The 21,675-nt window shown below is 37.1% G+C and carries 13 protein-coding genes and 1 pseudogene; 4 read left to right on the forward strand and 10 right to left on the reverse strand.

Annotated elements, in window-relative coordinates; translation table 11 throughout:
- The 4 genes and pseudogenes from CW752_RS04510 to CW752_RS04525 form a co-directional block, all read left to right on the forward strand.
- Positions 1–465: pseudogene (locus tag CW752_RS04510) on the forward strand (hypothetical protein); the annotation flags it as partial.
- A 112-nt stretch (positions 466–577) separates the two neighbouring features.
- Positions 578–1,207, forward strand: a complete 630-nt coding sequence (locus tag CW752_RS04515; protein ID WP_101238572.1) for a hypothetical protein — start codon at positions 578–580, stop codon at positions 1,205–1,207.
- A 19-nt stretch (positions 1,208–1,226) separates the two neighbouring features.
- Positions 1,227–1,586 (forward strand): hypothetical protein, encoded by a 360-nt coding sequence (locus CW752_RS04520; protein WP_185117571.1) that lies wholly within the window; start codon positions 1,227–1,229, stop codon positions 1,584–1,586.
- Between the two features lie 69 nt (positions 1,587–1,655).
- Positions 1,656–4,337, forward strand: a complete 2,682-nt coding sequence (locus CW752_RS04525; RefSeq protein ID WP_101238573.1) for a TonB-dependent receptor domain-containing protein — start codon at positions 1,656–1,658, stop codon at positions 4,335–4,337.
- 254 nt (positions 4,338–4,591) lie between these two features.
- Here CW752_RS04525 and CW752_RS04530 read toward each other — a convergent pair whose 3' ends face one another.
- The 10 genes from CW752_RS04530 to CW752_RS04575 form a co-directional block, all read right to left on the reverse strand.
- The gene (locus tag CW752_RS04530) at positions 4,592–5,089 is read right to left on the reverse strand and encodes a phosphoheptose isomerase (RefSeq protein ID WP_101238574.1); all 498 of its coding nucleotides are present in this window, start codon (positions 5,087–5,089) and stop codon (positions 4,592–4,594) included.
- 23 nt (positions 5,090–5,112) lie between these two features.
- On the reverse strand, positions 5,113–7,395 hold the full coding sequence (locus CW752_RS04535; protein ID WP_101238575.1) for a GH92 family glycosyl hydrolase: 2,283 nt from the start codon (positions 7,393–7,395) through the stop codon (positions 5,113–5,115).
- A gap of 24 nt (positions 7,396–7,419) precedes the next feature.
- Positions 7,420–8,277 (reverse strand): ROK family protein, encoded by an 858-nt coding sequence (locus CW752_RS04540; protein WP_101238576.1) that lies wholly within the window; start codon positions 8,275–8,277, stop codon positions 7,420–7,422.
- A 286-nt stretch (positions 8,278–8,563) separates the two neighbouring features.
- Positions 8,564–10,708 carry an endo-beta-N-acetylglucosaminidase H gene (locus CW752_RS04545; RefSeq protein ID WP_101238577.1) on the reverse strand — a complete coding sequence of 715 codons (2,145 nt, stop codon included), beginning with the start codon at positions 10,706–10,708 and terminating at the stop codon, positions 8,564–8,566.
- A gap of 109 nt (positions 10,709–10,817) precedes the next feature.
- Positions 10,818–12,245, reverse strand: coding sequence for a glycoside hydrolase family 125 protein (locus tag CW752_RS04550; protein WP_101238578.1), 1,428 nt, complete (start codon positions 12,243–12,245; stop codon positions 10,818–10,820).
- Between the two features lie 33 nt (positions 12,246–12,278).
- Positions 12,279–14,510 carry a GH92 family glycosyl hydrolase gene (locus tag CW752_RS04555; protein WP_101238579.1) on the reverse strand — a complete coding sequence of 744 codons (2,232 nt, stop codon included), beginning with the start codon at positions 14,508–14,510 and terminating at the stop codon, positions 12,279–12,281.
- Between the two features lie 118 nt (positions 14,511–14,628).
- A complete protein-coding gene (locus CW752_RS04560; RefSeq protein ID WP_101238580.1) occupies positions 14,629–15,600 on the reverse strand; it encodes a glycoside hydrolase family 130 protein in 972 nt (323 codons plus the stop codon).
- A gap of 89 nt (positions 15,601–15,689) precedes the next feature.
- Positions 15,690–16,982: an MFS transporter gene (locus CW752_RS04565; protein ID WP_101238581.1), complete on the reverse strand. Its 1,293-nt coding sequence runs from the start codon at positions 16,980–16,982 to the stop codon at positions 15,690–15,692.
- Positions 16,983–17,141: 159 nt separating this feature from the next.
- Positions 17,142–18,767 carry a SusD/RagB family nutrient-binding outer membrane lipoprotein gene (locus CW752_RS04570; RefSeq protein WP_101238582.1) on the reverse strand — a complete coding sequence of 542 codons (1,626 nt, stop codon included), beginning with the start codon at positions 18,765–18,767 and terminating at the stop codon, positions 17,142–17,144.
- A 10-nt stretch (positions 18,768–18,777) separates the two neighbouring features.
- On the reverse strand, positions 18,778–21,675 hold a 2,898-nt coding region (locus tag CW752_RS04575; protein WP_101238583.1), incomplete at its 5' end, for a SusC/RagA family TonB-linked outer membrane protein.

Consider the following 21,675-nt stretch of genomic DNA (forward strand, 5'->3'; position numbering starts at 1 on the left):
GATAGCACTGTAACCCAACCTTTAAGACATCTGATAAAAGATGAGGATCAAGCAGTGATTAGTATGGAAAGACATGTTGATCTCTATTTACAATGGGCACTTATTTTTGATAAAAATCATCCTTTTCTCAAAAAAACACTAGAGCTAATGCTCGATAATATAGAAACCCATCGCTATCCCAATGATATACATTCTACAACCGGACCTCGTGTATTTACGAATGCAATACATCAAAGCTTAGAAGAAAATCCCAACATCTCTTACAGGCTCTTTGATGGCATTGAATTCCGGGGATATTTAAAATTTAAATATAAACTGGGAAAATTTTTTCTTTATGAAAAAAAATCTGAACACTGGAAAAAGAAACAAATGTCGCAAGATATTATAAAAAGTAAATTTAAAAGTACGTTATTTTTTATTTTACATTATCTGGAAACTATCAATTTCGAAATCATTTATATATAATTACAAAAAAAACATATACCGTGAAAAATTCACAAAACATAATTATTTAAATCATACAATTAGCAAAATAATCAAAAAAGTTTTGCTAATTTTGTTTCACACCCACAAGGATATGAGAAATATATGTATAGGTTTGATAGCAATATCCACATTGAATATTGCTTGTAAAAAAGACGAAAGAGCTACTTACATAAAAGAGGAAGCTGCTACTTCACAATCCGGAATAGCTCTAAATTCTCCGTCTAAAACAGCTTTAATGGATCAGGCAGGTATTCAATCCAACTCAAACCCCACTCCTATAGCAACCGTTCCCGGAATGAATCCTCCACACGGACAACCAGGACATCGATGTGATATTCAGGTAGGTCAACCCTTGAATAGTAGCCCTGCTCCATCTCCTACTTCTCAGAATATAACCGTTAACGGGAATAATACGATTCAAATAGATCCTAGTGCTATAGCCGCTGGAAAAGCTACTCCAAATAATAATGGGCAGCCAATAAAAACAGCTCCCGGAATGAATCCTCCACATGGACAGCCAGGGCATCGTTGCGATATTCCTGTGGGACAACCTTTAAATAGTAAATCAAACAACACTACCTCTGTAAATACAGTACAGACGACCCCCACACCAGCCCCGGCAGAACAGAATCTGGCTATGGGAGACAAACCTAAAGTAAATCCGGCTCATGGTGAACCTTGGCACGACTGTTCTCTAAAAGTTGGTGATCCTTTCCCATAATTTTTGTAATTTTGCACCTATGAAGCTGTTTCATCTACTTATTATAGTATTTTGTTTAGGAATTTTCTTGGTTCCTAAGGATAGTTTCTATGCACAATCTATGCAGGATACCTGCTGTAAAGCAGAGTCTAAAAAAAGTGATTGTTGCAAAAATCATTCTTCAAAAAAAGGTCATGACAGCACAACAAAATCATCATGTAATGATGATTGTTGTTCTTCTTGTATGATATGTTATTCTTTTATAGAAACTCCTTTTTCAAAGAATTTACGTTTGGAACTGTCTTATTACAAGGCTAATAAGAATCCTCAGTTTCAATATTCAGATCCTTATCTTTCAGACCGTTTAAAGGAAATCTGGCAACCGCCTAAAATAGGTTAATTCAATCACAGCCTGTTCATTATGTTATGTAATGGACTGATTTTTAATTAATCTAAACTTTTAAACAAAATGAAATTATATATTTCCAGGTTGATACTTGGTACATTATTCTTATTTACCCAATTTATATTCGCTCAGGACCTTTCAAAAAACCAATTTAAAGTAAAAGGGAACTGCGAAATGTGCAAAACCCGAATTGAAGGGGCAGCCAAAAAAGCAGGAGCAAAAACAGCTGTATATTCTATTGATCTTCAAACTTTAACACTAGAACCCGGAGATCAGGCTTCAGCAGATGAAATTTTAAAGAAAGTAGCAGAAGCCGGCCATGATAATGAGAAATACAAAGCACCGAACGAAACTTATGAAGGACTTCCGGGATGTTGCCATTATGACAGGGATCTTCAGCCGGCTGCTACAGAAGTTCACGAGCATCACACTCACAAAAAGGAAAACGAATTTTATGTAAAAGGCAACTGTATTTCATGTAAAACAAGAATTGAAAAGGCCGCTAAAGAAGCCGGTGCAAATTCCGCAGACTGGAATGCAGAAACACAAACTGTTACGCTTAATTTTGATTCGTCAAAAACCTCATCAGATAAAATTTTAAAAAAAATTGCCGATGTAGGACATGATAATGAAAAGTATAAAGCAGCTGATGATGTCTATAAAAATCTTCCCGGCTGCTGCCTGTATGATAGGGATTCTGCTTTTAGTGAAGTCAATCCTAGCGTACACCACGAAGAAGGAACAAAGCACGAAGAACAACAAACTCCACCTAATGCCGAGTCACACAGCCAACATGAAAAGAAAATTGATGGTGTTGTAGTAACGGGCTCTAAAGCCGCTACTTCTTTGAATAAAAAGGAAGCAGGACTTGTTTTTAATATTGATAAAAAAGAGCTGTTAAAAGCAGCTTGTTGTAATCTATCGGAAAGTTTTGAAACTAATGCCACTGTAGATGTTTCCTTTAGCAATGCCGTTACGGGAACAAAGCAACTGAAAATGCTAGGTTTGGATCAGAAATACACGAGCCTGACTAAGGAGCAATTACCTGAAATCAGAGGGTTGGCTTCAGCTTATGGGTTAAATTTTATTCCCGGCAGATGGATTGAAAGTATTCAGCTGACAAAAGGCGGAAGTACGGTAACCAACGGATATGAAAGTATTACCGGACAGATCAATACTGAACTGCTGAAAAATGCGAAAACTCCTGAAACTTCTCTGAACCTGTTTTCAGATTTCAATGGAAGGGCTGAAGCTAATATTACCAGTGTCGCTCCTATCAATGACAAATGGTCCCAAACGTTTTTACTGCATGGAAACGGCACTTTCGGAAATACGGATATGAATCATGACGGATTTCTCGACAGACCAAAGGGAACACAAATCAATGCAGCTTATCTTCTTAACTACAATGACCTTGAGAAATCAGGATTCGGATCTCATTTTGGAATTAACTTTATCAGAGATGAAAGAACTGCAGGGCAAATAGGTTTTGATAAAAAATTAGCCCAGGATAAACAACCTGCTTATGGAGTGGGAATTGATATTTCAAGGTTTCAGGTTTGGAATAAAACAGGCTATGTTTTCCAAGGAAAACCTTATCAAAGTATAGGCTGGATGAACCAGTATGTATATCATCAACAGGACAGCTTTTTCGGATTGAGAAATTATAATGGGAAACAGCATACTTACTATTCCAATCTAATCTTCGAAAGTATCATTGGAAATACCAATCATAAGTATAAAGCCGGTGCCAGTTTTTTATATGACGGATATGAGGAAACTTATTTAACGGACAATATTAAAAGAAATGAAATTGTTCCGGGAATTTTTGCTGAATATACTTTAACAGGTTTAAAATATACTTTAGTCGCAGGTACCAGAGTAGATTTTCATAATTTAGCGGGAACCCAGTTTACTCCAAGACTAAATTTTAAATATGATTTTACACCTCAGACTATTTTAAGACTTTCTGCAGGAAGAGGGTTTAGGACAGCTAATGTTTTTGCAGAAAGCCAGCAGTATTTTGCCTCCAACAGAGCTGTTACTATTATACCTAACGGAGGAGATATTTATGGTTTAAAACCAGAAATTGCATGGAATTACGGAGCCAGTTTACAACAGGAGTTTAAACTTTTCGGAAGAAAGTCCAGTATCATTGCAGACTTTTTCAGAACCGATTTCCAGGATCAGGTTTTGGTAGATTTGGATAAATCACCTCAACAGTTGACATTTTATAATCTTGACGGAAAATCTTTTGCCAACTCTTTTCAGACACAATGGGATTTTACACCTTTCAAAAATTTTGATGTAAGACTTGCTTACAAATATTATGATGTACAGGCAGATTATATCGGAGGAAGAAGAGAAGTTCCTTTTATGGCAAAGCATAGAGGTTTTGTGAACCTTGCGTATGCTACCAATAAAAACGACAAAGGCGGATTCTGGAGTTTTGACACTACTTTAAACTGGGTAGGTAAGCAAAGGCTTCCGGATACATCAAGCAATCCTGCGGAGTTCCAACTTCCGGCATATTCTAATTCATATGCTGTTCTAAATGCTCAGATTTCAAGGAATTTCAACAAAAAAATCAGAGCTTATGTAGGCGGAGAAAACCTGACTTCTTATTATCAGAAAAATGCAATTGTAGATTTTAGAAATCCTTTTGGTAATTATTTTGATGGTGGAATGGTATATGCTCCAATTATGAAAGCCAATTTCTATGTGGGACTGGATGTAACATTTTAAGAGCGAGGAGCTGGAAGATGGAGGCTCGAGGTACTCTTCGCCAACGGACTCCTTTAACTACGATAAATTAATATAAGCAAAACGTTATAGGTTTTTGAAACCTATAACGTTTATTTTTTTTACCTGCTTACTTCAGTCTGAACACTCAGACTAATAGCTGAAATGATCTTTCTGAAAACCTCCAGTAATTTTACTCTTCCAGCTCCCTTACCAAAATAAAAAATCAGCATCAATTCTGATGCTGATTTTTTATTTTATCTTCCAAAGTCATCCTGTACCCTTACGATATCGTCTTCATCTGAAGGGTTGGAAGCATCAGTATGTTGCCAGATCTCAGCAACGATTCCCCAACCTTCTAAACCGATTAAACGGTGTCTTTCCCCTTGTTGAAGCTTTACCTGATCTTTGGGCTGGTACTCTTTCAGTTCTCCTTCTTCATCAGTAATACTTCTTTTGATTCCAACGGTTCCTTCTACCACTTGCCAGATTTCGGCTCTTCTATGGTGGTACTGCCAGCTTAGTCTGGCTTCAGGAGCTACAATAAGAATTTTCGGGCTTAGCTTCCCTCCTATTCTTAGTCCTTCTACATCAATACCATCAAAGTATTGGTTGGCAAAATCTTGTGCCTGAGTTTCATCAATCACAAAAAAACCTCCCCATGGCCTTGTCTGATCCTGTGCAGCAATGTTAAATCCCTGGGTCTGCAGCATTTTTTCTACTCTGTCGAATATTTCTTTCTTCTCTGTACTCATACAGTTATATTTCTGGATTAAAATTATTTATTTGATTCTTCTTTTGACATTGAATATGGAAAATCCTTTTCCTGAGTTCCTCTTTCTTTATTAGGCTTATTATCCATTTTAAAATCCAGGACTGCTCCTTTTATTAATTCTTTATGGCTCAGCCAATTTTTGGAATAAGGTTGTTGATTAACATTCAATGATTTTACATAAAAGTTTTCGGAATTATTTTCCTGAGCTTTTATTTCAATTTTCTTGCCATTCTCAAGGTGAATAGTAGCTTCTTTAAATAGTGGTGCTCCCAATACATACTGATCTGTAGCCGGCGTTACCGGATAAAATCCTAATGCTGAAAAAATGTACCATGCTGAAGTCTGTCCGTTATCCTCATCTCCACAATAACCGTCGGGCGTTGCATGGTATAACTTATCCATCACCTGTCTTGCCCAATATTGCGTTTTATAAGGAGCTCCGGCATAGTTATATAAATAAATCATATGTTGAATCGGTTGGTTTCCATGGGCATATTGCCCCATATTCATGATTTGCATTTCTCTGATTTCGTGGATTACTCCTCCATAATAACTATCATCAAAAACCGGAGGCAATGAGAAAACCTCATCCAGTTTAGCTTCAAACTTCTTTTTACCACCCATCAATTCTGCCAGCCCGTTGATATCCTGGAATACAGACCAGGTATAATGCCAGCTGTTACCTTCTGTAAAAGCATCCCCCCATTTGAAAGGATTGAAAGGTTTTTGAAAATTTCCATCTTTATTTTTACCACGCATTAAACCGGTTTCCTTATCAAATACATTTTTATAATTATATGCTCTTTTTTTGTAAATATCAATTTCTGAAGCAGGCTTTCCTAATGCTTTCCCAAGTTGGTAAATCGAAAAATCATCGTAAGCATATTCTAATGTTCTCGCTGCATTTTCATCAATTTTCGAATCGTAAGGAACATACCCCAATGTATTGTAGTATTCCACTCCTGCACGGCCTACAGCTTCTATAGGGCCTTCATGGTTAGCTCCATGTTTTACAGCCTCCCAAAGAGACTCTATATCATATCCCCGAAGTCCTTTCAGATAAGCATCTGCTACTACGGATGCCGAATTATTTCCAATCATAATATCAGAATATCCGGGACTGCTCCATTCCGGTAAGAAACCTCCTTCTTTGTATGCGTTCACCAATCCTTCCTGCATTTCAACATTCATACTTGGATATACAAGATTCAAGAACGGATATAATGCACGGAAAGTATCCCAAAATCCTGTTCCGGCAAACATCCTTCCATCCACAATTTTACCATTATAAGGGCTCCAGTGCTTTATTGTATTCTGAGCATCGATTTCATACAATTTTTGTGGAAAAAATAAAGTTCTGTATAAAGAGGAATAAAAAGTTCTCATCTGCTGATCGGTACCTCCTTTCACCTCTATTTTCCCTAGTGTTTTGTTCCAGATATTTTTAGCATCTGTTTTCACCTGTTCAAAGTTCCTATTACCAATTTCTCTTTTCAGATTAAGTTCGGCTTGTTCAAAACTTATGAATGAAGAGGCTACTTTTGCATATACCGCTTCTTTATTTTTCAGTTTAAAGCCTACTATAGCTCCTGTATGATTGCTGGTGATTTCTAACTGATTGCTTAAAAGTTTATCGTCTTTCCAAGCTCTTGACAGGTCGAAGTCTTTATCAAACTGAATAACGAAATAGTTTTTAAAATTATCATATTTCCCTGTTGAATATTTGGTAGTATATCCTAAAATTTTTCTTTCTTTCGGAAGAATTTTGATATAAGAGCCTTTATCTAAGGCGTCAATCACTACATAGGCACTATCTGTTTTAGGAAAATCGAATTTAAAAAAAGAAGCTCTCTCCGTAGGAGTAAACTCTGTGGTTACATTAATATCAGCCAGGTATACACTATAAAAATAAGGTGTTGAAACCTCTGCCTTATGGCTGAACCAGCTCGCTCTGTCCTCTTCTTTAAATTTTAACCGGCCAACCCCAGGCATGATGGCAAATGCACCATAATCGTTCATCCAGGGAGAAGGTTGATGTGTTTGCTTAAAACCTTTTATTTTATCTGCATCATAAGTATAAGCCCATCCATCACCCATTTTACCTGTCTGCGGAGTCCAGAGGTTCATCCCCCAAGGGAGTCCTACTGCCGGATATGTATTCCCGTTAGATAAAGAAGGTTTAGATTGGGTACCCATTAACGGATTCACGTAATCTACAGGAGATACGTTCTGTCCAAAGACCCAAGCTTGTAATAAGAGAAAAAAAGTAGAAAATAGAGACTTCATTGTATCGTTTCGTTTGTTATTTGTTTAAACTTTTTTCAATGCATAACTGGCAGCTCCTAAGATAGCGGCATCTTCAAAAATAGCAGAAATCCTGACCGGCAAGTTAATATTATTCTTTAATAAATTTTTGGTAAATCTTTCTTCAAACTGAGGATAAGCTTTTGCAATATTACCTCCGATAACTAAGACTTCCGGTTTGTAATGATCTACATATTTTATGATAAATTCGGAAAAAGAATCTGCGTATGCATCAAATATTTTGGTTTGTATTTCTATCGGCTTATCCAATATATCTTTCGTTCCTGAAATTGATTCTCCGGTTAGTTCTCTATAGTAATTGACAAACCAACGTGTTGCCAGATAGTCTTCACAAATAGAGTTTTTAAAAGGTGAATCCCACAGATCTTCATCTGTAGCAAATTCTCCATTATAAAATGTTGTTCCTAAGCCAGTCCCAAGAGTTACTCCAAAAATTCGTTTGAAACCCTGCACACAACCTCCGAAAACCTCTCCTTCCATAAATGCAGCAGCATCATTGACAAAATGAATCTGATGTTGAGAAATTTCCAGTCTGTTCGCCAATTCATTTTTAATATTAACCTGGTAGATATCAATAAATTTTCCTTGTTGCATTAGGGATATTCCATTTTCATAATCGAAAGGTCCGGGCATTGCAATCCCTATTAAAAGATTTTCTTTCTTCAGGTCATGAGCTGCTTTTTTAATAGCAGAAACCCAAGCAGAAAAAATATCTTCTTTACTGTCAAAAGAATTAACATGTTCTCTTACGTATGTTGAAGAAATAATTTCACGCTTCTCTGTACTTACCTGAGCCAACGTAATATGTGATCCTCCAATATCTATTCCGAGTATATTTTGCATTATTTTTTGCTTTATTTTTATTTTCAAACATTTCTTTGACTGAAAAAACAGGCCAACAAGAATATAAAACCTGCCTGCCTGTTTTCTAAGTTTCAGAATTTACTCTATTTTCGGTTAGGAAATTTTGTAAAGATAAGTACCATCGGTTAAATCCTGTGTATTAACTATATTATTATTTTAATTAATATTTCGTTTTTCAGATAACTTTACTGAAATATGAACACTGAAATTAAATAACCGAGAGTAACTGAAAAAAACACCGGGCCTAAGCCCGATGATTGATAATTTATTTTACCATTAATTTTTCACTTTGTTTTAAACTACCATCCTGGGATTCAAACTGGATAATATAATTTCCAATAGAAAGTCTGGATATATCATATTGATTATCACCCGCAGACAATACTTTTGTGTCCACAACACTACCACTAAAGCTGTAAATCGTTAATTTTCCTCTATTATATCCATCAGGTACAGAAATACTAAGTGGTGAAGATTTACTTACCGGATTCGGATATAATTTTATTTGATCCTTAGCCATCATTTGTCCTGATATCTTTTGGGCTGTCACCGCTCTTGCAGATTTTTGAGTACTTGGACATGGTACATCTGTTACCCAGCTGGAAGCATTAGTTCCTGTTAATGTTAAAGACATTCCGTTTCCTGAACTATCTTGTACCGACGTACCCGTTCCTTCATTAAATTTCCAATAAGCAGCAAGAGAAGATGCCGGAGTAGATACTCCACACATATTCTGACTGATTTCTGTCTGACTTAAGGCTCGTTTCCAAACTCTGACTTCATCTATATTACCATTAAAGTTTCGTGAAATATCGTATGAATATCCTACGTTGAAAGCTCCATTCGAATTAATACTTCCTGTCTGAGCTTTACTTGCATCCAAAACTCCGTTGATATACAATTTCATCGTAGCACCATCATATGTTGCGGCAACGTGATACCATGTATTGGCGTTCAATGCAGTAGCAGAAGCCAGCTTTTGTTGTACATTATTAATACTTACTACAAACTGAAGTTTATTATTAGCAAGATTTCCGTCTCCTAATCGTAAAAGAGCCGAATTATTATCTCCTACTTCTGTTCCCATGATGGAAGAAATATATGGAGATGCTGATTTGAAAGATGAAGGTTTTATCCAGCCTTCAAAAGACAATGCAGAACCACTTACATTCATATTTCCGGCAGTTCCTGATGTTGTACTTCCATCTAAAGAAAGAGCATAAGAACCTGTAGGAGTTGCTCCACCACCACTATTGAATCTTGGAGCAAACATATAAGTGCTCTTTACACTACAGTTTGTTCTGATTCTCCAGTCATAATCAGTATTTGCAGTTAATCCTGATATTGTTGTAGACGTTCCGCTTACAGCAGTTGCTACACTGGTCCAGGTAGTGGCTGAAGCAGGCTTATAATCTATATCATAGGTATTCGTTCCTACGGCAGACCAGTTTAATTTCACACTTGTTCCTGTGAGATTACTTGTGTATAATCCGATAGGTGCATCACAACTCGTACCTTGTGTCCATGATTGTAAAGTACCATTTAAAACCGTTTGTTCTCCATATAGAGTTTGTGTACCTGAGGAAAGCTGTGATGTCTGGCTAGTTCCTTTAAGATCATACCAAAGGAATAATCCATACCCACCATCTTTAGTTTGTTTGGCTAAGCTCGTTGTAGTTGTATTAGAAGTATTTCCCAGCCAAACAGCAGCAGGTGATAATTGAGCTTTTGTAAGCGGTGGAACATTAGGTACAGAAAAACTTCCGTAGCTAGCATTCCAGCTGTAATTGATATTGTCTCCGGCTCTGTATCCGTTCCATGAAAGTTTGGATGCAGCTGGACCGTAATAATAGAATGAAATTATTTTATTCGGCAGCAAAGCTCTTAACTCCTGAACAAGCATTATAAAGGAACTGTCATTAGGTTGTCCAGTTCCATTATTTCCATATTCTGAATATTCATCGTCAAAATCTATTCCATCTAATCCATAAGTATTTACGGTATTGGCAAGTTGCAATGCAAAATCTTTTGCTGCTTCACGGGTAGGAAAATTACAAATTCCTGCCCCTTGATGGTTTCCTAAGATAGTCAATACTACTTTCATTCCCTTTTGCTGAAGCGGTTTGATGTACGTATCTGCATTCGTCAATACTTTAGTTACATTATTATTAGAGTACAGATAAGCTCTGCCACGGCTTGTGTCATAATTAATATTAGCCGCAAAAATATTCACCACATCAAATAAATACTTACCTGATGTCTGCAATTTGTACGCTCCTGCGTTGAGGATGTTATTGTTGTTTACTTCTACATAGCATATTCCTGAAGGATTCAGCTGTTGTGCATTCAGTAGAGAACCGGATTGAAGGATCAATCCCATTAGAGTAATAAAAATTGATTTTTTTTTCATAATATAATTTTTTTAAGGTTTTTTGGTGTTTAGATTTTATATAGCACTCCCCTGGAATCTTCCTTTTCAAGAAAGAAACCTTATAGAAAGGACAATATAAAAGGGTGGATTATGTCAGTAATTCCGGGTTTTCGTTAAATGTTTTCCATAATAGTTCTCCAAATAAAGTATTCGCCCATGCGAACCATTCTCTAGTGAATTTTTTGGAATCGTCTTTATGGAAGGATTCATGCATAAAGCCTGTTCCTCCGTGCGTTTTTTGTAAGGTTTCTATGCACCATCTGATCTCACTTTTGTCTTTAGTAGTAAGTGCTTTCATGATGATACTCATCGGCCAGATCATATCCAATCCGATATGTGGTCCACCAATTCCTTCTGCCAGTTTTCCTTTGAAAAAGAACGGATTGTCTTGTGACCAAACATATTTTCTTGTATTTAAATAAACCTGATCGTCAGGTTTTACGGCATCCAGATAAGGTAACCCTAATAAACTTGGACAATTGGCATCGTCCATCAGGTTATAACTTCCAAAACCGTTTACTTCAAAAGCATATATTTTCCCGTATTCAGGGTGATTGTAAATTCCGTATTTCTTAATCGCTGCATCTACCTCATCTGCAAGAGCATTTAATTGTTGAGCTAATGCCTTTTCATTTTTGATTTGAGAAACCATTTCTGCCGCCTGTCGTAAGCTTACTACAGCAAATAGATTAGAAGGAATAAGGAATCCGTAAATTGTTGCATCATCACTTGGACGGAACATTGAACTAATCAATCCAACAGGTTTTGTAGGATACCCATAACCTCCCATCGGAACTCCATCCGTAGCCCAGGATGTGGTACGCTCAAATTTGTATGGTCCTAAGTCTGTTTTTCTCTGCTGTTCCGTAAAAGTTTGCAAAGTAAGCTTGATTCCTTGTAACCAATTGCTATCAAAAGGCTTCGTATCTCCTGTAGCTTTCCAGAAATGATAAGCCAAACGAATAGGATAGCATAATGAATCTATTTCCCATTTTCTTTCGTGGGTACCAGGCTTCATATCTGTGTGGTCGTATTCTTTCCATTTGCTTATTTTTTGATCATCATTATAAAATGCATTGGCATAAGGATCCTTAAGAATGAAAGTGGTTTGCTTATGAATCACTCCGGAAATCAGCTTATGAAGTTTCTCATCTTTCTTTGAAAACTGTAGGTAAGGAAAAACCTGAGCAGAGCTGTCACGAAGCCACATTGCATCAATATCCCCCGTAATAACGTAGGTATCCGGAGTACCATTGTTTTCATTGTAAAAAACGGTAGTATCTAATGTATTAGGAAAGCAGTTTTCAAAGAGCCAACTTAGTTCTTTATTTTTAACTTTCTTTTTAAAAGCTGTGATGGCACTTTCTACAGATTCGCTGGTAAAATGTCTTTTATCTTTAGGAACGCGAACAATCGGAAATTCTTCCGTCATCAAATTCTTTGCAAAAACATTTTGAGTAAACAGCAACCCGGCTCCTGCCAGTGCACTTGTTTTAATAAAATTTCTCCTTTCCATTGATACTTTATTTCGTTTTATTTTTATTAGTTTTTATTTTACAGGCTTACTTCCCATTACAAATCGCAGCTCTCCACCTTTCATAATGTCACTGTGATTCAATTCCCAGCTTTTGTATTCTTTTCCGTTCAGGAACATTTTCTGCACATAGATATTTTTATCAGAAATTTTGTCTGCAACCACAGTAAAGGTTTTTCCATTTTCCAGTTGCAACGAAGCTTTTGGAAACTGAGGAGCACCTATTGCATACACAGGTTTCCCCGGTGTCACAGGATAGAATCCTAAAGAAGAGAAAATATACCAGGCTGACATTTGCCCGCAATCTTCATTATTCACAATCCCATCAGGTTTTGCGGCGTACATATTATCACGGATATACTTGATCATCTTTTGTGTCTTGTATGGAGTTCCCGCATAATTATATAAGTAAGGAACATGATGTCCCGGTTCGTCTCCAAATCCTAATGAACCAATAAACCCTGAAATGTCTACATGCTGTTCACCCTGCATATTCAATGCTTCTGTGAAGGTTTTATCCAGCTTTTCTTCAAAACCTTTTTTCCCACCATATAAATCCATCATTTCATCAATCTGATGCGGAACAAAAAAGTCATAGGCCCAGATATTTCCGGAAACCCAATGGGGTTGTAATTTTTTCCAGTCGTTCAGAGCAAAATCAGAAATAAATTTCCCATTTTTCTGTCTTGGCCAGAAGTGATTATTTTCTTTATTAAAGGTATTCAGGAAGTTCATAGAACGTTTCTTATACACTTCAGCATCTTCTTTTTTACCTAACTTTTCTGCAAGTTGCTGAATACACCAATCATCATATGCATACTCTAAGGTTGCAGAAACAGAAGCTCCGTTTTCTGACGGATTATATCCTAATTTGATATAATCGTTAAGACCTCCATCTCCATCACTACTACTCATTTTATCAGTTAGAGAAGCATCTTTCATGGCTGCAAAAGCTTTTTCGGCATCTATCCCCGGAACTCCTTTGGAAATAGCGTCCCAGATAACCGATACACTATGGTACCCAAGCATACAGAAGTTATCATATCCGCACAGTTCCCAGATCGGCATATGATCTTTACGATCTGTATATCTGCTGATCAGAGAATTTGCAAATTCTTTGGTATGTTTCTGATCCATAATAGTAAGCAGCGGATGTGTCGCTCTGAAACCATCCCAATAAGAATAGGTACTGTAGTTCGTAAACCATTTGGTATTCATATTTTCCTGAGCGGCAACATAATCTCCATTGGCATCCATATAAAGGTTAGGAGCTATGAATGTATGATACACTCCTGTATAGAAAATTTTTCTCTGGCTATCTGTACCTCCGGTTACCTGGAATCTGCCAATAAGATCTCTCCATGTTTTTTGGGCCGTTTCTTTAGCTTGTACAAAGTCAACACCTTTAGCTTCCGTATCAAAGTTTTCCTGTGCATTTTCCGTACTTACAGGAGATAAAGAAACTTTTACTTCAATACTCTCATTATTTTCTGTAGCAAATCTTACAAAAGCTTTAGCATCTTTGGCAAGCGCTATTTTTTCATTATTTTTTATCTTTCCTTCCGCATACACTCCATAGGATTTAAACGGTTTCGAAAATTCCATTACGAAATAAGCAAATCGTTTACCTCCCCAACCGTTGCTATAGCAATATCCTTTAATTTTATTATTTCCTTCTACACTTACCAACGTGTGGTAAATATTTCCAAAGATTTTATTAGTAGGATCAATAATGATATTCGCTTCTTCACTTTTAGGAAAAGTATATTTGTGAAATCCTACTCTTGGGGAAGCTGTTAATTCAGCTTTAATTCCATAGCTATCCAACATCACAGAATAATATCCCGGTGATGCAGTTTCTTTATCATGACTAAATGTTGAACGATAGCCTGTTTCCGGATTCTCTTCCGAGCCGGGCACCATTTTTACTTGCCCTACAGTAGGCATCACCAAAATATCTCCAAGATCCGCCCAACCTGTTCCACTCAGGTGATTATGACTGAACCCCATAATGGTTTTGCTGCTGTAATGATATCCGGAACACCAGTCCCAGTCACCACTTTTTGTATTCTGATCCGGACTTAGCTGAATCATTCCAAAAGGTGTAGTTGCCCCCGGAAATGTATGACCATGTCCGCCGGTTCCTATAAAAGGGTCTACCCAGGATAAAACATCATTTTTATTTTGTTGGGCATTCGCTATAGAAACTATGCTGGTAAAAAGGCAGATAAGTAATTCTTTTTTCATGATAAAGGGATCAGATTTTTTTTATTTAAAAGTCGGTTAAAAATAGGAAAACCATTACAAAAATCCCAATGAATAAAGGAATTAAGCTGATTATTCTATTTTTAAATGCTTTGAATCTTTAGATTGAATTCTTTTTCATAAAATCAATAATTTCCGAAATATACCCAAAGGCAATCGCAACGACCGTATCAGCAGCACCATAATATACCGTTACCTTGTCCCCTTCTGTCAATGCCGCACAAGGAAAAACTACATTGGGAACATCTCCTGTCAGCTCATACAATTCTGCCGGAGCCAATAAATAAGGCTTTGTTCTGTATAAGACTTTCGTTGGATCTTCAAGATCAAGCAAAGCAGCCCCCATTGAATAACGGAATCCTCTGCATGTATTGATTACTCCATGGTAAAACAATAGCCATCCTTCTTCTGTTTTAATAGGAACCGGACCTCCGCCAATTTTCGTACATTGCCATGCACTGTCTTCAAAAGGTGTTACTTTCATTACACAACGGTGTTCTCCCCAATATTTCATATCAGGACTATAGCTGATATAAATATCACCGAAAGGGGTATGTCCGTTATCACTCGGACGGCTCAACATGGCATATTTACCATTGATTTTTTCAGGAAAAAGAACTCCGTTTCTGTTAAATGGTAAAAAGGCATTTTCACACTGAAAAAATTCTTTAAAATCAAAAGTATATCCAATACCAATCGTAGGACCGTTATATCCATTACACCATGTAATCCAGTAGCGGTCTTCAATAAAGGTAACACGAGGATCGTACTTATAGTCTGATTCGATCATTTCAGTGTTTCCGGCTTTCATTTCAATAGGGTTATGGTTAATATCCCAATTGATTCCATCCTTACTGAAACCGGCAAAAATATTCATCTGTACCGCTTTATTATCACAACGGAATACTCCTGCAAATCCATCCTCAAAAGGAATCACCGCACTGTTGAATATACTGTTGGATGTAGGTATCGCATATCTGTTAATGATCGGGTTTTCGGAAAACCTCCACATAATATCGTTACAACCTTCCGGGCGATCCTGCCATGGGATCATTACTGATTGAGCTGTCATAAAGTATTTTTACTTTTTATTTTAATTGTTTGATTTAATGTGTTATTTAAACCTAACAGGTTTTAAAAATCTGTTAGGTTTAGTGCCTGTTAATTATATTCTTCTTTATTTTCTGGATAAGGAAAAGGAACCCATAATGTTACAAGGAATGCAGGAATTGTAGCTATCAAAACCCAGATAAAAAACATTTTATATCCGATCCAGTCACTGATCATCCCGCTGAACATTCCGGGAATCATTACTCCGAGATTCATAATCCCTGTTGCAAAAGCATAATGAGCTGTTTTATGTTTCCCCGGTGCAATTTGCTGCATCATATACAGCATCAATCCCACAAAGCCAAAGCCATAACCGAAATACTCCACAACCACAGCAATACCCACCGGTAAAAGATCAGACGGCTGATAATAAGCCAGTAAAGCATACACTACAAACGGAATATTGAAGGCACAGCATAACCATATCAATGATTTTTTCAGTCCACGGGCTGAAATAAAATATCCCGCCAGTACAGATCCTAAAATAAATGCTGCAGAACCATATGTTCCGTAAACAAGTCCGATGTCTGATGTTGATAATCCTAATCCGCCTGATGTTCTTGGGGCCTTAAAAAATAAGGGAGCAATTTTTATAGCAAACCCCTCAGCAAAACGGTATAAAATAATGAACAGTATAGACCATATAATATTCTTCTTTGTAAAGAACGAGGTAATGACTTCCCATAATTCCTCACGAACAGTACCTGCCGTTTTTTCTTTTTTGGGCTGCTCTTCTTTTTCTTTAGGTAAAACCAGATAATGATAAATGGCCAGCACAAAAAACAATAAAGCATAGATCACCATAATAATCATCCAGGCATGGGTAACTCCTTTTGTTTTTTCTAAGACTCCTGCAAAATACACTAAAGCCCCACTGCTGATAATTTTAGCTAAATTGTAAAAAGCTCCTTGCCAACCAATATATTTTGCTTGTTCTTTATTGGTAAGAAAACCGATATATGTTCCATCTGCAACGACATCGTGAGTTGCCCCACAAAAGGCAATGACGGCAAAAAGAGCGATACTGTATTTAAAAAAATCAGGTAAAGGCAAACTTAATGCGATCAAAGCAAACAGAATTCCTATTGCAAACTGGGTAAAAACAACGAAGAACTTTTTGGTTTTATAGATCTCCAGAAAAGGACTCCAAAGAGGTTTCAATGTCCAGGAAAACATAATCAGGGCTGTCCAGAATGTAATCTGTGAATCTGAAACACCCATATCTTTATACATAATCCCGGAAACCGCATTAATCGTTACAAAAGGAGCCCCCATTGCAAAATATAATGTTGATATCCACAGGATAGGATGTATCAGACGTGTTCCGGAATTGTTTTTTCCCATATTAAATAAGATTCTAAAGAAACAAGACATCTCAAAAATTCATTTCGGTTTAAAACGAAACTATAAATTATTGGAGTTGGTAATCTCCTCCCGAAGTGAATCAAATAAAAATTTGAATTCTGAGATGCCTCTGTATATATTAAAAGATGTTTTGGCTTATTATTTCTTATCCCACCAAAGCTTTGTTCCTCCATTGTCTGCTCCCCCTCCAAGCAATTGTACAGCTTGCTGATAGTTATAAAGGGAAGTTTTAGTATCATTGGTAAAAGGAATTCTTCGGATCATCGCATCAGTACTTATTAATCCACCACTATCATTTTGTCTTATTTTGAATAGAATAGGATAACCTGTTCTTCTCTGTTCAGCCCATGCTTCAGGTCCGTTTGGATAAAGTGATAACCATTTTTGAGTAATAATTCTTTCCAGTTTTCTTTCTGTAGAATCACCATTATTCCATGCAATCGTAATGGTACTCAGTTGTGCATCCCCAAGATTAATATTATTCGAAGCATTCTTAGGATCAACATATGCTGCTTCAGTAGCTGAAGTATTAGAAAGATAGGTTGTCACATCTGCAGTTTTACCCCATTCTCCAAAAGATTGTTTTACTCCGTTTTCATAATTAACCTGAATATCTCCGGCACCTGCATACCCTCTCAAAGCAGCTTCCGCTTTAAGGAACCATGCTTCTGCTGCTGTAAATAATTTCAGCTTTCCATTTGTTCCTGAAAAATAATCTCCGTTTGCTGATTTGGCCTGTGGCTGAGAGAAACCTCCATAAGTAGTTTTTCCGTTGAGCAAATCTATTCCCTGACGAACTCCGATATATTTTCCCTGAACCTGACCATCAGTAGCAGGAATAGCATACGCAGATAGCCTTGGGTCATCATACCCGTTCATATAGGCCATCAAAGGAGCTCCGATTAAACAATCTCCCCAAGAGTAGATAATAAAACTCAATTCGGACTGTCCTACATTGATTAATGCATTATCGGCATTATCGGTAATTAATCCTGCAGATGAGGTAAGCGCTTCTTCTGCATATTGTTTTGATTTTACAGGATCAGCATAACTCATTCTCATTGCTAATCTTAGCTTTAACGAGTTGGCAAACTTTGCCCATTGCCCAATATTTCCCCCGAACACCAAATCTGCTTTTTTCAATGCCGCTCTATCTCCTTCATTTTGATTAGCTGGCATATTTTGAACCTTCTGTAAATTGGTAATCGCTGCATCAAGATCCTTGATAAAAAAATTATATGCATCCTGTTGAGAGTCAAAATCAGTTACTCCGTTAGCATTTGGAGTTTCATACTTGCTATATACTACCGGACCATGGCTATCCGATACTCTGGCAGCAGTAAATACTTTCAATATTTTTTTCACTGCGAATGTAGCAGTAAAGTCTACGTCAGGATAGATGTTTTTTGCAGCAGCATCAATAACGATAGAATAATTAAAAATATCCTGTTGTCTTGCAATAATTCTGTTGTTCCACCCATCCATCATAAAATAGGTCATATTGTTCTTTCCACCATTAAACTGTGTTGCCGTACTGAACATACCGCTGAACATATCTGCACTCAGATTGGGGTATAATTGATAATCCGACTGTAAACCTCTTTGCATGGATTTCATAGGGTTTACTACGGCTGCATAATCTGCATAAAAATTTTCAGGGCTTCCCAATTTTTCCTGATTGATATCATCAAGATTTCCGCATCCTGAAGCAGAAAACAGTACTACTGCTCCGAATACTAATATTTTAATATTATTAAATTTCATTTTTGTTAAATTAGAAGTTAGCCTTTAATGATAATCCGATAGAACGGGTAATTGGAAGTCCGAATGAATCAACCCCTACTCCTCCCGGTGTATTTCCGGATACTTGTTCCGGATCGAACGGTGCTTTTTTATAGAAGAAGAATAGATTTGTTCCTACCAAACTCACCGTTGCATTCCTCATATATTTTGCATTGATATCAAAAGTATAAGAAATGGCTGCCTGACGCAGACGAACAGTTGTAGCACTATACATATAGGCTTCATCAATACCTGTTCCGATACCTCCGGCTCCGCCTGTTCTTTTGTAATATGCTTTTGCATCCGTTACCCCATTGTAAGCTTGCCCTGCCAAAGGAGTTCCCGGAGCATATACAGCATTTGAAATGGTTACTCCACCGGCATCTCTTGCATCAGCTGTTCTCTGGCTTACACCATACAGATCATTGGCTTTCTCCGTAAGAGATAATACCTGTCCTCCAAACTTACCATCAATTAGGAAAGAAACGCCCAGTTTACCAATATTAAATGTGTTACCAAAGCCAAGAATAAACTTAGGATTCGGATTGCCGAGATATCCCGGTACACCGGTTGTTCCCAACGGCACTCCATTTTGATCCACCAAAATACGTCCCTGGTCATCTCTTTGGAACTTCACTCCATAAAGATCTCCGAAAGATCCTCCTAATTTCATTTTCGTAAACTCTCCTCCCCCTGTTAACGAGAAAAGCTGATCTTGCGGAATGCTCAAGCTTGGTGGAAATAATTCTACAATTTTATTTTTATTTGCTGAAGCGTTTATGCTGGCCGTCCAACCGAATTTTTCATTGTCAAAAATTTTGTAGGATAAAGAAGATTCGAAACCTGTATTGCGTATTTTACCGGCATTAATAAAGTATGAACCTGTCGGAATCCCTCCTAAATTAGAAGAAATTGTTGTTTCTAGCAACTGATTGGTCGCATTTGAATTATAGTAGGTAATGTCAAAGCTCAATTTATTTTTAAACATTCTTAACTCAGTACCTGCTTCAAAAGTTTTGTTGAGCTCAGGCTTTGGAAATAAATCTTTATAATTTTGATCCGTAACAAATGAACTCTTCGGATAGATGATAGTTCCTGCATCTACTCCATATGAATATGCTTTATAATACTCAACGATAGCATTGGATGTGTTTGCAGAAAGCCCCAATCCAACACTGGCATAAGAGCCTCTCACTTTCCAGAAGTTGATAGCTTCCGGAAGTTTAAATACTGAAGATAATATAGCATTTACCCCCACCGATTCATAATCAAACCCACTTCTTCCGGTTAAAGACAAAGTAGAATCCCAGTCATTTCTGAAAGTCATATCTACATAAAACATATTTTTATAACCAACAGATGCGCTGGCAAACACCGAACGTACCTGTTTCTTTACATTCCAATAGATATTATGATAACCATCACCCGGGCTTCTGTCGACATTCCACTGAAGATTGTTTAAGGTAAACAAGTTCGGATAAGCTAAATAAGCATTATCTATTTCTGTCACTTTATTATTGACAGAATTCACACTTCCTCCAATGGTAAAATCCAAAGAGATTGATTCACTTAATTTCGGGCTACCGATAAGCAAAACATCTCCGTAAGTAGAGGAATTTTCATATACATTCTTAAGAATTCTTCCATTTTCTCCTCCGGCTAATAAACTTGGGGCAGAAAAGGCAGAAATATCACGTTGGCTATCAGAATTACTCCAACTGTAGTTTCCACGTACTCTTGCCGTTAACCATGGATTGATCTCATAAGATAATGTAATTGCACTATAGGCGTTTTTATTTTTAACAGTGACTGCATTTCTGTTCAAAATCCAATACGGATTCTGGGTTTCCGGATTTCCTTTGAAAGTTCCGTCCGGCTTTATTTCCCACCAATTTTGGGCAGGTAACAATCTTTTTTTATTGATAAATGAGTACTGATCGCCACTATATTGATCAAAATCTACTCCTCTAGGCAACCAATATAAGCTGGTCAATGGAGAGAAAGAAGCTCCCGGAGTTTGTCTGTTTTTACTATCCTGGATAGAACCTATAAAATTAGCATCTAATGTCAGTTTATCATCCAAAAACTTACTTGAATTTCTGAAAGAAATGTTGTACTGGTCAAAATAAGACATTGGCACAATACCTTTGTTGGTCGTATTTCCAATAGAAAAATAGTTGGTAGATTTTTCATTTCCAGACTGGAAAGAAAGGCTGTTTACCCAAGTTGTTCCTGTTTGAAGAAAATCTTTAAGATAATCTTTTGAAGCCCCTTTTGCACCCCAGCTTTCAATATTATCTCCGGGATTCTGGTTAGGCATAGAAGGATCATACGACAAATAGCTATGCTGTAGCTTCGGAAGGCTGTATGCACGATCCACGGTTAAACTAGTACTATATGAAATAGAACTCTTCCCTATTTTTCCTTTTCTTGTAGTAATCAGTATTGCTCCGTTTCCTCCTGCAGAACCATATAGTGCAGATGCCGATGCTCCTTTAAGGAAATTAATACTCTCAATATCATCAGGGTTGATGGAACTCAGCACATCTCCGGGGTCCGGCATATTTGCATACTGACTTATGTTTGCCGATTTTCCTGTTTGATTGATAATAGGAATTCCGTCAATCACGTAGAGAGGCTGACTATTGGAGACAGATTTATTTCCCCTCATAATAACCCTTACGGAGCTTCCTACACCGTTCGTTCTATTGATCTGTACATTGGAAACTTTTCCGTTGATAGAATTTAAAAGATTGGGAGTTTTCACTTCAGTCAGCTCATCTCCTCCAATCTGTTGGCTGGAGTACGTTAAAGATCTGGCTTGCCTTTTTATCCCCAAAGAAGTGACAACAACCTCCTGAATATCGGTGGTCTTGGTGGTGTCGGCTGC

The organism is Chryseobacterium sp. PMSZPI, from assembly GCF_002835665.1.
Lineage (GTDB): Bacteria > Bacteroidota > Bacteroidia > Flavobacteriales > Weeksellaceae > Chryseobacterium.